This window comes from Streptomyces sp. NBC_01689 (assembly GCF_036250675.1).
In the GTDB taxonomy this organism is placed as follows: domain Bacteria; phylum Actinomycetota; class Actinomycetes; order Streptomycetales; family Streptomycetaceae; genus Streptomyces.
Window position 1 is genome coordinate 9,088,488 of sequence record NZ_CP109592.1, and the last position, 12,585, is coordinate 9,101,072.

The following is a 12,585-nucleotide window of genomic DNA, read 5'->3' on the forward strand; positions in this document are numbered from 1 at the left end:
TTCGTCGCGCGATCAGATGTGTTATCCCGTGGAAAGGGGATCATCAAGTGCGCCTGTGAATCGCTGAGTTGGAGACCCATCGGCGATGCGTCCTGAGTTCTGCCCGCCACGCCGGCGGTCCGAAACGTCAGCGGATCCGACGCGTCCGCGGCGTTGACTGGCCATGCCCGGGGTCCCATCATCGGACATCGACCGACTGTCAGCGATGACAGTGTCAACGATGACATGATCCCTCGAAGTTCGGAGAGTGGGTTCACATGCGTCGAAGAGCCAGGGCCCTGCTCGTCACCCTGGTCGTGGCCCTGGCCGCGATCCTGCCGAGCACACCCGCCGTCGCCGGGACAGTGCAGGACTATCCGGAGTTCCCCTATCCGCCGACCACCTACAGCGAGCCGTACCGGGGGCAGTTCCACTTCAGCTCGCAGGCCGGCTGGATGAACGACCCCAACGGTCTCGTCTACGCCAACGGGCTGTACCACTTCTTCTACCAGCACAACCCGCACGGACTGGCCTGGGACACCATGCACTGGGGCCATGCCACCAGCCCCGACCTGGTCCACTGGACGCAGAAGCCGATGGCGCTCGAACCGGGGGTGCATCCGGGCACACTCTTCTCCGGTGGCGGTGTCGTCGACAAGGACGACACCTCCGGCCTCAGGACCGGCTCCCTCGACCCCATCGTGGTGTTCTCCAACACCGACGGTGTGAGCGTCTACTACAGCAACGACAACGGGCGGACGTTCCAGGCGTACGACAAAGGACGCAAGGTCATCGACATCCCCGCCGAGAGCCGCGACCCGAAGGTGTTCTGGGACGCTGCCAGACACCGTTGGACCATGGTGGTGTGGTCCTCCCAGGGCGGCAACGGGGTGAACATCTACACCTCGCCGAACCTTCTGGACTGGACGTTCGCCAGCCGCTTCGCGGCCCCCTGGCTGTTCGAGTGCCCCGACCTGTACCCGCTCGACCTGGACGGCAGGGCCGGGCGGCAGAAATGGGTGCTGACGTCCGCGTCCAGCCAGTACGTGGTCGGTTCCTTCGACGGCAGGACGTTCACCACAGACTGGACCCAGCCCCAGCAGATGGACCTCGGTACCACGTACGCGGGAGGCAGCTTCTACGCCGCCGAGACGTTCACCGGCACGCCGGACGGCCGCACGGTGCAGATGGCCTGGCAGGGCGGCAACTACGGCAGCACCTGGACCGGCAACGCCACGTTCCCGGCGGCCCTCGCCCTGGTGACCACACCCGACGGTCCGCGCGTCACGCGGACCCCGGTCGCCGAGCTGGAGTCCCTGGCCTCCGACAGCCGTACCTGGAAGAACCGGACCCTCGATGCGGCCAAGAAGGGCAACCTCCTGGCCGACGTCAAAGCCGACACCTACGAACTGACCGCGCAATTCGACGTCAACGGCGCCACGGCCACCCAGTTCGGCTTCGACCTCCACCTGCGCTCGGACGGCAGCGCCGACCGGAGGGTCGTCTACGACACCAAGGCGCAGACGCTGCAGGGCAAACCGCTCAGGCCGAGGAACGGCAAGGTCACGATGCGCATCCTCGTGGACCGGGGACAGCTCGAGATCTTCGCCGACGGCGGACTGTACTCCCTGTCCGACAACGCCTCCTTCGACTCCTCGGCGGACAGCCAAGGCATCGGGCTCTTCACGGCGGGCGGGAAGGTGACGCTTGACAGCGCGACCTTCACCCGCCTGAACACCAGCTGGGGCACGGCACAGTCGACGCTGCTGAGCAATCTGAAGGGCCCCTGGCACGCCTCCGGCGGCGCCTGGAGCGACACGAGCGGCGGCAAACGGGTCTCCGCCTCCGGTGACGCCTTCTACCTGAGCGCCGGCAGCGCGGGGGACGCCGTATACCAGGGCGACATCACTCTCGACTCCGCGCGGGCCGGCGGACTCACCTTCCGCGCGAACGCGGCGGGCGTGGGCTACACCGCGAACATCGACACCAGCGGCGTGGTCAAACTGTGGCGCCCCGGCAAGGACATCGCGACCTACGCCACGCCCGTCGCGGCGGGCAGCACCCACCATCTGAAGGTGCAGACGACCGGCAGCCGCATCCGCGTCTGGCTCGACAACGGTGCCGATCCGGTCATCGACGCGACCGACGACACCTACCCGAGCGGGGTGTTCGGGGCCAACGTCTACAACGGCACGGCCACGGTGCAGAATCTCAACACCGGATCCGGGGGCTTCGTGACGTTCGCCGCGACGCGATGGGCCCAGCGCGGCGGCACCTGGACCGTCGAACCGGACGGGCTGCACGGGCGCAGCGCCCAGGACGCCTTCTGTCTCAGCGACCGCACGGGCACAGACTTCACCTACCAGGGTGACCTGACCGTCACCAACGGCACCGCCGCGGGGCTCACCTTCCGAGCCGATCCCGACGGAGCGGGCTACACCGCGAACATCGACACCAGCGGCGTGGTGAAGCTGTGGCGCCCCGGGCGTGACATCGCGACCTTCAGGACGACCGTCGTCGAAGGGCGTACCTACCATCTGAAGGTGCAGACGACCGGCAGCCGCATCCGCGTCTGGCTCGGCGACGGCGCCGATCCGGTCATCGACGCGACGGACGACACCTACACGGACGGAGTGTTCGGCGTGAACGGCTTCGCGGCCGGCATGGTGGTCCAGAATCTGGCCGTCGGTTGAGACCGCGTGGCGGGAGGCCGGTTCCGGCTCAGCGGGTGAGGTCCGCCGATGTCGTTCGAGCCGGCGTCCCAACTGGCGTACGAGCGGCTGCTGGTCGAACGTCCGGGAGCGAGCGTCCGCCGACCAGCCGCAGGCCATGTCACGATGGTCGGACCGGCTGTTGAGCCTGAAGGACGGTGACCGTCACCCGGTTGTCGCACTCGGCGACGACGCCGTCGTCCAGGGCGACTTGGTGCGATCCTGAGCCCGGGAGGCCGATCACCAGCGTCGGGAAGGTGACGGGCCGGGTCCCGGAGACGCAGTAGCCGTCGCCCTCACCCTGGACCTGGACGAACGTGAGCTTCGTCCAGGCCTTCGCTCCCGGCGCGAGAAGCACCTCGGACGAGGTGCCCGTGGGCGTGACCTCGAGCGGGCGGTTGTTCCGCGGGGAGCCGTTCCCGGCGCCGGCGACCTCAGGACGGCCCCGTACTGCGCAAGGCTTCCCGGACACGTTGGCGAACTCGACGATCACCGCGCCGGTTCCGGTGCCGGGTGGCCGGACCGCGGCCTGGCGCATGGACGCGTCGAGATCGTCCGCGGCACACCCCGCCGCCTTACCGGTGGCGGTGGCCGAAGGCGACCCGGGTGACGGGTCCCCCGCCGTGGGATCAGGTGTCCCGGCGGGACGCGAGGTGCCGGAAGCGGTGGGGGAGGAGGACCCCGCGCCCCCGGCCCGGTCGTCCGAGGCCGGGGCCGGGGCCGTGGGGCCTCCGTCCGGCTGACACCCGGTCAGGAGCGCGGTGACCGCCGACACCGACACCAGCGCCGCCGACGCCCTGCGGATACCTGTGCTGCAGCGCATGAAGTCCCCCGAGGCAGAAGTCTGGGTGCCGGACCCTCGCCGGCACCTGCCCCCTGAGAGGGCGGGGCCGGCCTTCGGGGTTCGACAGCAGGACCGACTGTGACACGACGAGGACATGAGCGACACTGAATCGCATCCCGGGACGAACCGCCCCGGTTCGCCGGCTACTCCGGTGCCGGGTCCGTCACCCGGTCCAGATCCCCGCGCTCCACGCAGAACTCGTTGCCCTCGGGGTCCGCGAGGGTGACCCAGCCGCGGCCGTCGGGCCGCGTGTGGTCGGCGATGAGCCGGGCGCCGAGTGCCACCGCACGGGCGACCTCCTCCGCCCGGGTCCGGCCGTGCGGCTGGAGGTCGAAATGGACGCGGTTCTTCGCGGTCTTGCCCTCCTCGACCCGTACGAAGAGGAGGCGCGGCCCCCCGGCGGGGTCCCGGAGCAGTGCTTCCGGGTCACCCGGCTTGTCGTCGGGGTCGAGCGGACGTCCGAGCAACTCGCCCCAGAACAGGGCGAGGTCGTAGGGGTCGCCGGTGCAGTCGAAGGTGAGGCTGTGGAGGGTGGGGTGCAACCCGCCGGAGTGGTCCATCGGTTCAGGATCCCGTCGTGCCGTCGGCGAGTTCGCGCAGAATGTCGATGTGGCCGTTGTGGCGGGCCGTCTCCTCGATCAGATGGAGAAGGATCCACCGGAGGTCGACATGGCGGCCGTCCCGGATCGGGCGCCGCGCCTTGTCGTCCAGCGAGTGCTCGGCCACCAGCGCCCGGTACCGCGCGGCCTGTTGCTCGTAGTCCGACAGGAGTTCGGCCAGCGGGACGTCGACGCCGATCCGCATCTCGCGGTCGGGATCCTCGTCCGTCCAGGGGCCTGCGTCCTCCTCGCCGAGGAAGATGACCTGGAACCAGGAGTACTCGACCCAGCGCAGGTGACTGATGAGCCCGCCGAGGGTCATCAGCGGGGAGCCGGGCAGCGGAGCGCTCCGGGCGTCCTGCGCCGAGACGCCCTCGCACTTGGCGCGGGCGGTGTCACGGACGTAGTCGAGGAAGGTGGCGAGCTGGGTGCGCTCGTCCCATGCGGAAGGCGTGTCTGTTCGTGTCGTCGTCATTGCGGTGAAGCTTCCTCGTCCGTCCGCGTGATGTCGAACGAATTCGGGCGGGCCGGTCACCGTCCAGGACGTGGATGCCGGTACTGGTCCGCGCCGGCAGGACTTCCGACCGGCCGGGACCTCGGGCATCTCGCGTTCACCCGCTGCGCGTCACGCAGGTGCTGGTGACGACGGCACCGCGACGGACACGGACCGCGCGGTCGGGGTCAGGCCGGCCGATTTCGTCGCGCCGAGCGGTTGCGGGAGGAGCGGGGGACGAGGGTGCCGCGGTGGGGTGGAGGTGCGTGATGGGTGCGAGTCCCGGGCCCAGGTTGATCCTGCTGTGCGGGCTTCCCGGCACCGGCAGGACGACACTGGCCGAGCGTCTGGCGAGAGACCTCCCAGCGGTGCGTCTGTGCCCGGACGAATGGCTGCTCGATCTCGACGTCGACCTGTTCGACGAGCGCATGCGGGGCCGGCTGGAGAGGCGACTTTGGTCCCATGCACAGGAGTTGCTGGGGCTCGGACAGACCGTGATCCTGGAATTCGGCTTCTGGGGGCGTTCCGAGCGGGATGAGAAGCGCGTGGCGGCGCACGCACGTGGCGTTCCCGTGGAACTGCATCACCTCGCCGTGCCCATCGACGAGTCGACCCGCCGTCTTGAAGTCCGCCACCGTGAGGGCGGTCCGGGAACGGTGTCGATCAGCCGCGAGTTGCTCGAGGAGTACCGCATGGCTTTTCAGGCCCCCGACGGCCACGAGTTGAGCCTCTTCGACGCCCCGCCTCCGGGACGGCACCGTTGACCGGACCCGCACGGCACGGGCGCGGCCCCGGTGCCGGGACGACGGCTGGCGAGATTGCGGGCCCTGGTGTGAACGACCGTCAGGACCACAACGGGCCAACCCGGTTGGTGGACGGAGCCGACAGCCCGAGGACCGTCAGGACGCGGGTGCGAGACTCCGGAGCAGCTCGTCGGCGGCATTGCGGGCGGAGTCCGGTCAGTCCGGGGTGGAGGAGCAGGCTCTTGAGGAATCCGGTGATGAGGATGGCGGCCGCGTCGGGGTCGAGGCCGGCACGCAAGTGGCCACCGTCCTGGCCCGCGCGCAGGATGCCGAGGAGGTAGTCCTTCCAGGCGGTGTCGCCGGCGTCGAGGGTCCCGCGCATGGCCTCGTCCCGTACGGCGCGTGTGCAGAGCTCGTTCAGGACGACGAACTGTCCACGCTGCGTGTCGAACTGGTCCAGCACGAAGTGCATGTGCGCCGACAGGTGGGCGGGCGGGGCGAGAGGGCCGTTCTCCGCCGGCGGCGGAACACCGGTCGCCGCCCGACGCTGCTGTCGACGACGGCCGCCACGAGCGCCTCTTCGGTGGGGAAGTGGTCACGGGCAGGCCGCTGTCGTCACCGGTGGACATGGGTGGCATCGCCGGTCGCACCCCGCTCACCGCGGACGTCCGCGAGCAACTGCCCACGGTGCTGTGGGGCGGTTCCATCCGCGCGGTGGGCCCCGGCGGTACGAGCGCGTTCGTCACCCCGCACGACACCGTCCCGGGCCCCGCACTCGACCCCGAGGTCCGCACCGGGGTACCGGCGTTCACGGAGCCCCCGCCGTCTACTGGGGCGTCAACGTGACGCTCGACCGACTCCAGGAGGCCCGCAGGATCGGCGCCGAGGCCGCGGTGCGTGCTGCCGTCGCCCTGCTCCACGCGTGGTCTCCGGTGCTGCGGGAGATCGTGAGCGCGGTCGATCCGAGGACGGTGGGCACGTTCCGCTACCACGCCTGTGACCCCGGGCGCATCTGACACCCTGGCCGTCGGGCACGGTCACCGCACTGGGGGGACGCGGTCCACGCGATCCCCCCGACCGGCGGTCGGGCAGCCGCCACCGCGATCCGCGACGCCGACCTGCCGGCCGCCCACCTGACGAACGCGGCGAAGGGCCTCACGACGATCCCGCTCGGCGTGCACGGGTACGAACGCGGCCTCACCGAAAACGCGGCCGACCCCGTTCGGGTGTCGCTGAAGCCGCTGGTGTGGCAGCGGCGACTCGCCCGCCCGGATGTCGGAGGGCTCGCCGCGTCGCCACGCCCATCGCCGCTCCGGTGGCCGCGGCCCGGCGCTGACCCGGGACGGCGGGACCGTCGTAATCCTCCCACCCGGACCCGCGGGACGAGGTCCGCCCAGCGGTCCGGCAGACCGTACCGTGGTCGTCGGCCGTCGGCCGTCGGCCGACGAGCGCGAGCGGCCTCACTCCGGGGACGAGCCGGGGCAGGGTGCTTCCGGCTTGCGGGCCAGAAGGCAGGCGTGCGGCCTCTTCACCCGCCCGCCGGGCTCCTGCTCCAGTCTCGCGGTGACGACGAAACCGGCCCGGCCCAGCAGACCGATCACGCGGTCCAATGGCAGGAGGTACGACTCGTAGGAGACCGGGCGGCCGTAGCCGTGGGTCGGCCGCAGCCGCTCGTCGCCGACGTAGTCCCCCCAGAGCAGGTGGCCGCCGGGCGCGAGCGTGCGGTGGAACTCGGCGAACACCGCGGGCAGCCACCGTGGGGGTGTGTGATGGGTGGAGTACCAGGCCAGAATGCCGCCGAGCTCGTCCACCCCCGTCTCCAGCGCGGTCATCGAGCCTTCCATGAACCGCAGGTTCGGAAACGCCTGCCGGGCCAGCCCTACCATCCTCGGAGACAGATCGACGCCGAAGGCGGACACACCCAGTCCTGCCAGGTGTGCGGTCAAGCGTCCGGGACCGCACCCCAGGTCCGCGACCGGCCGCTGGCCGGCCGTCCGCACGAGTTCGGCGAACCCGGCCAGCATCGCCCGTGAGAGCGGGTCCATCCCGGCCGGAGGTGGCACGCGTTCGACGTAATCCGCGGCGACGGTGTCGTACGACTCACGGACGGCCTTCAGATAGGAGGGCTCAGCCATTCGGGAAACCTTAGACCAGGCAACTGACAGGCTGGGGCGCGATCTTCAGCCGACCTGCGTTCCATCTACCGAGGCGGACACCCGGCCGCCGGACCACCGGTGACCGGACGCGGTCACGGCACCAGCGACCCGGTCCACGGGCTCGGTGCTCGGCGGTGCCCGAATCGGCCACGGTCCGCCCTGTCGCGACGCGCCGCGTCCGCATCCGGGGGCTGGGGTGCCCGAGCCCGGAAGGGCTCTGTCAGTGCCTGACCACATAGTGACGCCCGTGCGGATCACGGAGCACACACTCGAACAGGCATGGCATCAGATAGCCGCGGGCTCCGACCTGCTCGACGACATCATGTTCCCTCCATGGGCTCCTCGCCCGGTGAGTACCCGTGACACGCGGGTGATCCCGGCGCCGTCTTCCTCGTCCTCGGCGAGTACGGCACCGCGCGCGGGGACCGCGGCCCCCGCCAAGAAGTCTTCGCCACGCGGGACGTCGATCAGGTGCTGCACTTCGCTGCCGAGCAGGCTGTTCGCAGTCTCGCCGAGCACACGGTGGCCCGCTCGCCGGGGCGGGGGCCGGTCGCCGACCTCGTGGCCGGACAGGCGGAGTTGCCGGACGGCGTCAACGGGGAGTGGGGGAGCAGGTTCCGCCGCGGAGGCATGAACGACGCGCGTGCGGCGCGGCCGTGCGGACGCGACCCGCCGGAACGCCTGGCCTGGATCGTTCGCGGGTGGCGTGCCCAGACCCCTACACCAACCTGACGTTCTTCCGCGGCGACGACGTCAGCGCCGGACGGATCACCCTGCTCCACGGAGCCGACCCCGAACAGGTCGCGGCCGGGACACAGCTCGCGGTGGGCACGCGGCGCCTGAGGGGGAGGCTGAAGGTCGTCCCCTGACTGTCAAGACGGTCAGCGGCGTGGCCGGTTCGGCGGTGCGAATCCAGTTGGCGGTCCGAGACCGACCGAGCCGCAGGTGACGTCGAGAGGGCGACCATGTGGTCGTCCGCGATGGTCCAATGGAAGAACGGCGTCCACGTCAGGATCAGTCGAACAGAACGGGGGACCTCGGTGGAGAAGTGGTCTGAAGGGCCTGCCGCCGATCCGGAGGCGGCGAGAGAGCGGTACACCTCCGACATGCGCGCGGAGCGCAAGGCGCTGCGAGAGGTGATCGGAGCCGACCTGCCTGCCGCACACCTCGGTCTGGGCATCGTCGTGATCGCGACGGTGCTCGTGAGCCTCGGTGCGGGGCCCGCCGGTGGAGCCCTTGTGGCCGGCGTGTTCGGCCTCCTGTTCGTCGGCGCTCTGGCAGCGATGTTCCTCAGGGGCGTTCGCGGCCTGGAAGCGGGGCGCCGGGCCTGTCTCTTCACCTTCGGATGGGCGAACTGGGTCTGAACAGCCCGATCTTCGACCTGCCGCTCGACTGTCGCGGCGTCGAGATCGACCAGTCGGTCCGGCAAGGGACGCGGGCCCCCTCGGGGTCGTGAGCCCGAGGCCCGCCGCGTCCGATCTTCCCAGGCCCCAGTTGCCTCAAGGTCGAGCCAACCCCTCGCCCGAAGCGTTGACATGACCCTGACCTGTGGCTAGCTTCACAAAGAGTTCCCGTCTGTGCCCCCAGGTGCTCGTGGCCCCGGGGCTCCGTCAACGCGTTCACATCGCCAGGTGCCCCATCCTCGTGATGAGACAACGTTGTCACCCTCGCTCATGGTCGGAACATCGCGCTTTTTGGTCGAAGGCAACGTTGTCAAGTGCCGCTTCCTGCTCCCGAGTAGAGGAGAACCCTGTGATGAAACGATGGCCGAGACTCCCCGGAACCACCGCGATCGGGTTGATCGCCGCCGGCGCCCTGGCCGCGGCGGGTCTGTGCGCGCCCGCGGCGGCCGCCGTGAAGGCCGCGCTCGTCACGTCGCCCGCCACCGTGGTCAACCCGTTCATCGGCACGTCGAACCAGGCAGACGACTTCCCCGGGGCCGACGTGCCGTTCGGCATGGTGCAGTGGAGTCCGGACACTCCGTCGCGTCCCTCCGGCGGCGGATACGAGTACAACGACTCGTCCATCACCGGCTTCAGCCTCACCCACATCGCCGGACCCGGCTGCGGTGCGGCCGGGGACATTCCGGTGCTCCCGACGGTCGGTGCCGTCAACACCGGTGCCACGGACGCCTTCTCACACGCCAACGAGTCCGCGTCGGCCGGGTCCTACAAGGTCGCCCTCAACAATCAGGTGACCACGGAACTGACCACCACGACCCGCAGCGGCATGGCGCGCTTCACCTTCCCGGCGAGCAACCAGGCCAACCTGATCTTCAAGCTCACCGGGAGCCAGAACGGCGCCAGTTCGACGCAGTTCACCAAGGTCTCCAGCACCGAGGTGAGTGGTCAGGTGACCAGCGGTCACTTCTGTGGCGCGGGAAACACGTACAGCGTGTACTTCGACATGGTCTTCGACCAGCCGTTCACCTCGCAGGGCGCCTCGGTCGCGAAGTCGGCGGCCACGCCGGAGAAGTCCGGAACCGCTTCCAAGAATGCCGCCGAGAAAGCCAACAGGCCCGTACTCCACGGCAAGACCCCCACCGCGGCGAACAAGGCGAAGGCTGCCGTCGGCGCCGCCCCGAACGCCGCCGCCTCGAACGGCTACGTCACCTTCAACACCACCGCCAACCCGGTGGTGCAGGCCAAGGTCGGCATCTCCTATGTCTCGGTCGCGAACGCCACGGCCAACCGGGTCGCGGAGAACTCCGGCTGGGACTTCAACGCGACCCGGACCGCCGCCCAGAACGCCTGGAACGGCGCGCTCGGGAAGATCCAGATTGCCGGCGGGACGACCGCGCAGCAGCAGAGCTTCTACACCGCGCTCTACCACTCGCTGCTGCACCCGAACGTCATCAGTGACACCAACGGCCAGTACTTCGGGTTCGACGGCAGGACGCACACCGTGGACGCCGGTCACCAGGCTGCATACGCCAACTACTCCGGCTGGGACATCTACCGCTCACAGGCCCAGCTCGAAGCCCTGGTGGCTCCGCAGGTCGCCTCGGACACCGCACAGTCGATGGTCGACGACTACGCCCAGACCGGCATCTTCCCCAAGTGGTCGGAGAACAACGGCGAGTCGTACGTCATGGTGGGCGACCCGGCGGACGCCATCCTCGCCGACTACTACGCCTTCGGCGCACGGGACTTCGACTCCTCGACCGCCCTGGCCGACATGGTGAAACAGGCGAGTACCACCAACAACGACCGTCCGGGCCTGAACTACCTGAACTCGCCCGGATACATGCCGCACGACGGCAGCTACGGCTGCTGCAACTTCTACGGTCCGGTCGCCACCACGCTGGAGTACAACACGGCCGACTTCGCGATCTCCGCGATGGCCGGCGCACTCGGCAACACCAGTGCCCAGAAGACGTACGCCAACCGGGCCCAGGGCTGGCGCAACGTGCTCAACCCCGCCTCCGGCTTCGTCGAGCCGCGCAACGCCAGTGGTGCGTGGACCGGTGGGTTCGACCCCACCAGCGGTACCGACATGGTCGAGGCCGACTCCTGGATCTACACCGGCATGGTGCCGTTCAACATCGGTGGGCTCGCGCGGGCCAAGGGCGGCAACACGGCGATGAACCACTACCTGGACACCGTGCTGCGCAGCTACACCGGTGACAAGGGCTATGCGTGGGTCGGCAACGAACCGAGCATCGAACTGCCCTGGGAGTACGACTACACCGGGCAGCCCTACAAGACGCAGGGCACCGTCCGGGCGATCCAGGACCAGATCTGGGCGAACACCCCCGGAGGCCTGGCCGACGGCAACGACGACCTCGGCGCGATGAGCGCCTGGTACGTCTGGTCCGCACTCGGCATGTACCCCGAGACCCCGGGTACCTCCGATCTCGCCCTGGGCTCACCCCTGTTCACCCAGGCCGTGGTCACACTTCCGTCCGGCAGGACGCTCACGATCAACGGCAACGGCGCCGCCGACAACGCCCCCTACGTGCAGTCCGCGGCCTGGAACGGCGCCTCCTGGAACAACGCCTTCGCCCCCACCACGGCCATCACCGCCGGAGGCACCCTGGACTTCACGCTCGGCACCGGCGCCAACACCTCGTGGGCGACCGCCGCTTCCGCCGCGCCGCCCTCCTACGCGGGTGACACCACGGCTCCGACCTCGCCGCGCATCGGCGCCATCACCTCTTCGGTCGCCGCGAACCTCTGTGTGGACGACGCGAGTTCGGCGACCTCCGACGGCACCCATGTGCAGATCTGGAGCTGCAACAGCACCTACGCCCAGGACTGGATCGTCGCCGGCGACGGAACGATCCGCACCCTCGGCAAATGCCTGGACGTCGACCACAGCGGGACGACGAACGGCACCCTGATCCAGCTGTGGACGTGCAACGGCAGCGGAGCCCAGCAGTGGACCGCCGGTGCCAACGGATCGCTCGTCAACCCCCAGTCCAAGCTGTGCCTCGACGACCCCAACTCCTCCACCACCACCGGAACCCAGCTCCAGCTCTACACCTGCAACGGCTCGGGTGCCCAGAACTGGAAGCTGCCTGGCTGAGTCATCGGCACCGGCGCGCCGAGCACCCGCCGAGCCGCCCCGGAGCATCGTCCGTGTGTGTCCCGGCCGTTCGGCCGGGACACACACGGACCGCGTGGGCCCTCCGGCGGATGGAGAGGGCCCGAGGGCCTTCGTTCGGGTCCGCGGCAGGTCTAAGCTCTGCGGATGACCTTGGAATGGGAACAGGTAATCGTTCACGCGGAAGATCCGGTGGCCTTGGGTCAGTGGTGGGCCGATGCTCTCGGCTGGGTCGTGGTGCACTCCTCCGACGACGAGTTCGAGATCCGGTCGGCGCCGGATCGCCTGCCGGGCCTGGAATTCGTCCGCCTCGAAGAGACCAAGAAGTCCAAGAGCCGACTGCATCTCGACTTCAGGCCCGATGACCAGGAGGCCGAGGTGGCCCGGATGGAGGCTCTTGGCGCCCAGCGCGTCGACATCGGTCAGGGCGAGCAGTCCTGGGTCGTTCTGGCGGACCCTGAGGGCAACGAGTTCTGCATCCTCGGCCGGCGGAGCCAGTAGGACGCACGCCGGGG

The 12,585-nt window shown here is 69.6% G+C and carries 13 protein-coding genes; 8 read left to right on the forward strand and 5 right to left on the reverse strand.

The annotated features are described in order from the left end of the window. Positions 1-257 precede the first annotated feature (257 nt). Positions 258-2,672 carry a glycoside hydrolase family 32 protein gene (locus tag OG776_RS38890; protein WP_148009852.1) on the forward strand — a complete coding sequence of 805 codons (2,415 nt, stop codon included), beginning with the start codon at positions 258-260 and terminating at the stop codon, positions 2,670-2,672. Positions 2,673-2,811: 139 nt separating this feature from the next. On the opposite strand, the gene OG776_RS38895 is transcribed toward OG776_RS38890, so the two are convergent. From OG776_RS38895 to OG776_RS38905, 3 genes are all read right to left on the reverse strand, one after another. Next, positions 2,812-3,513: a DUF4232 domain-containing protein gene (locus tag OG776_RS38895; protein ID WP_148009853.1), complete on the reverse strand. Its 702-nt coding sequence runs from the start codon at positions 3,511-3,513 to the stop codon at positions 2,812-2,814. Positions 3,514-3,677: 164 nt separating this feature from the next. After that, complete coding sequence (locus tag OG776_RS38900; protein WP_148009854.1) at positions 3,678-4,094, reverse strand: VOC family protein; 417 nt, start codon at positions 4,092-4,094, stop codon at positions 3,678-3,680. Between the two features lie 4 nt (positions 4,095-4,098). Then, complete coding sequence (locus tag OG776_RS38905) at positions 4,099-4,608, reverse strand: DinB family protein (protein ID WP_148009855.1); 510 nt, start codon at positions 4,606-4,608, stop codon at positions 4,099-4,101. Between the two features lie 287 nt (positions 4,609-4,895). Here OG776_RS38905 and OG776_RS38910 point away from each other — a divergent pair, with 287 nt between their 5' ends. Continuing rightward, entirely contained in the window at positions 4,896-5,390 is a 495-nt protein-coding gene (locus OG776_RS38910) for an AAA family ATPase (RefSeq protein ID WP_148009856.1), read from the forward strand. A 79-nt stretch (positions 5,391-5,469) separates the two neighbouring features. Here OG776_RS38910 and OG776_RS38915 read toward each other — a convergent pair whose 3' ends face one another. Next, complete coding sequence (locus OG776_RS38915) at positions 5,470-5,853, reverse strand: TetR family transcriptional regulator C-terminal domain-containing protein (RefSeq protein WP_261994597.1); 384 nt, start codon at positions 5,851-5,853, stop codon at positions 5,470-5,472. Between the two features lie 143 nt (positions 5,854-5,996). Here OG776_RS38915 and OG776_RS38920 point away from each other — a divergent pair, with 143 nt between their 5' ends. Beyond that, a complete protein-coding gene (locus OG776_RS38920; RefSeq protein ID WP_187285661.1) occupies positions 5,997-6,215 on the forward strand; it encodes a hypothetical protein in 219 nt (72 codons plus the stop codon). Continuing rightward, a complete protein-coding gene (locus tag OG776_RS38925) occupies positions 6,212-6,385 on the forward strand; it encodes a hypothetical protein (RefSeq protein WP_187285662.1) in 174 nt (57 codons plus the stop codon). Before OG776_RS38920 ends, OG776_RS38925 begins: the two co-directional genes overlap by 4 nt. Before the next feature lie 444 nt (positions 6,386-6,829). Here the strand turns inward: OG776_RS38925 and OG776_RS38930 are convergent, their stop codons facing one another. After that, a complete protein-coding gene (locus OG776_RS38930; RefSeq protein WP_148009859.1) occupies positions 6,830-7,504 on the reverse strand; it encodes a class I SAM-dependent methyltransferase in 675 nt (224 codons plus the stop codon). 722 nt (positions 7,505-8,226) lie between these two features. Between OG776_RS38930 and OG776_RS38935 the strand changes: the two genes are divergently transcribed. The 4 genes from OG776_RS38935 (at position 8,227) to OG776_RS38950 (ending at position 12,571) form a co-directional block, all read left to right on the forward strand. Then, entirely contained in the window at positions 8,227-8,394 is a 168-nt protein-coding gene (locus OG776_RS38935; RefSeq protein ID WP_187285663.1) for a hypothetical protein, read from the forward strand. 237 nt (positions 8,395-8,631) lie between these two features. Further along, positions 8,632-8,889, forward strand: coding sequence for a hypothetical protein (locus OG776_RS38940; protein ID WP_261994596.1), 258 nt, complete (start codon positions 8,632-8,634; stop codon positions 8,887-8,889). Positions 8,890-9,280: 391 nt separating this feature from the next. Beyond that, the gene (locus tag OG776_RS38945) at positions 9,281-12,052 is read left to right on the forward strand and encodes a lectin (RefSeq protein ID WP_148009860.1); all 2,772 of its coding nucleotides are present in this window, start codon (positions 9,281-9,283) and stop codon (positions 12,050-12,052) included. 165 nt (positions 12,053-12,217) lie between these two features. After that, positions 12,218-12,571, forward strand: a complete 354-nt coding sequence (locus OG776_RS38950) for a VOC family protein (RefSeq protein ID WP_148009861.1) — start codon at positions 12,218-12,220, stop codon at positions 12,569-12,571. Positions 12,572-12,585 lie beyond the last annotated feature (14 nt).

What these genes read in the sequence shown, in the direction of transcription:
- OG776_RS38905 (WP_148009855.1), bottom strand. Translation starts at nt 4,608, where the DNA reads ATGACGACGACACGAACAGACACGCCTTCCGCATGGGACGAGCGCACC.
- OG776_RS38920 (WP_187285661.1), top strand. Translation starts at nt 5,997, where the DNA reads ATGGGTGGCATCGCCGGTCGCACCCCGCTCACCGCGGACGTCCGCGAG.
- OG776_RS38945 (WP_148009860.1), top strand. Translation starts at nt 9,281, where the DNA reads ATGAAACGATGGCCGAGACTCCCCGGAACCACCGCGATCGGGTTGATC.
- OG776_RS38895 (WP_148009853.1), bottom strand. Translation starts at nt 3,513, where the DNA reads ATGCGCTGCAGCACAGGTATCCGCAGGGCGTCGGCGGCGCTGGTGTCG.
- OG776_RS38940 (WP_261994596.1), top strand. Translation starts at nt 8,632, where the DNA reads ATGCGCGCGGAGCGCAAGGCGCTGCGAGAGGTGATCGGAGCCGACCTG.
- OG776_RS38930 (WP_148009859.1), bottom strand. Translation starts at nt 7,504, where the DNA reads ATGGCTGAGCCCTCCTATCTGAAGGCCGTCCGTGAGTCGTACGACACC.
- OG776_RS38950 (WP_148009861.1), top strand. Translation starts at nt 12,218, where the DNA reads ATGACCTTGGAATGGGAACAGGTAATCGTTCACGCGGAAGATCCGGTG.
- OG776_RS38890 (WP_148009852.1), top strand. Translation starts at nt 258, where the DNA reads ATGCGTCGAAGAGCCAGGGCCCTGCTCGTCACCCTGGTCGTGGCCCTG.
- OG776_RS38900 (WP_148009854.1), bottom strand. Translation starts at nt 4,094, where the DNA reads ATGGACCACTCCGGCGGGTTGCACCCCACCCTCCACAGCCTCACCTTC.
- OG776_RS38910 (WP_148009856.1), top strand. Translation starts at nt 4,896, where the DNA reads ATGGGTGCGAGTCCCGGGCCCAGGTTGATCCTGCTGTGCGGGCTTCCC.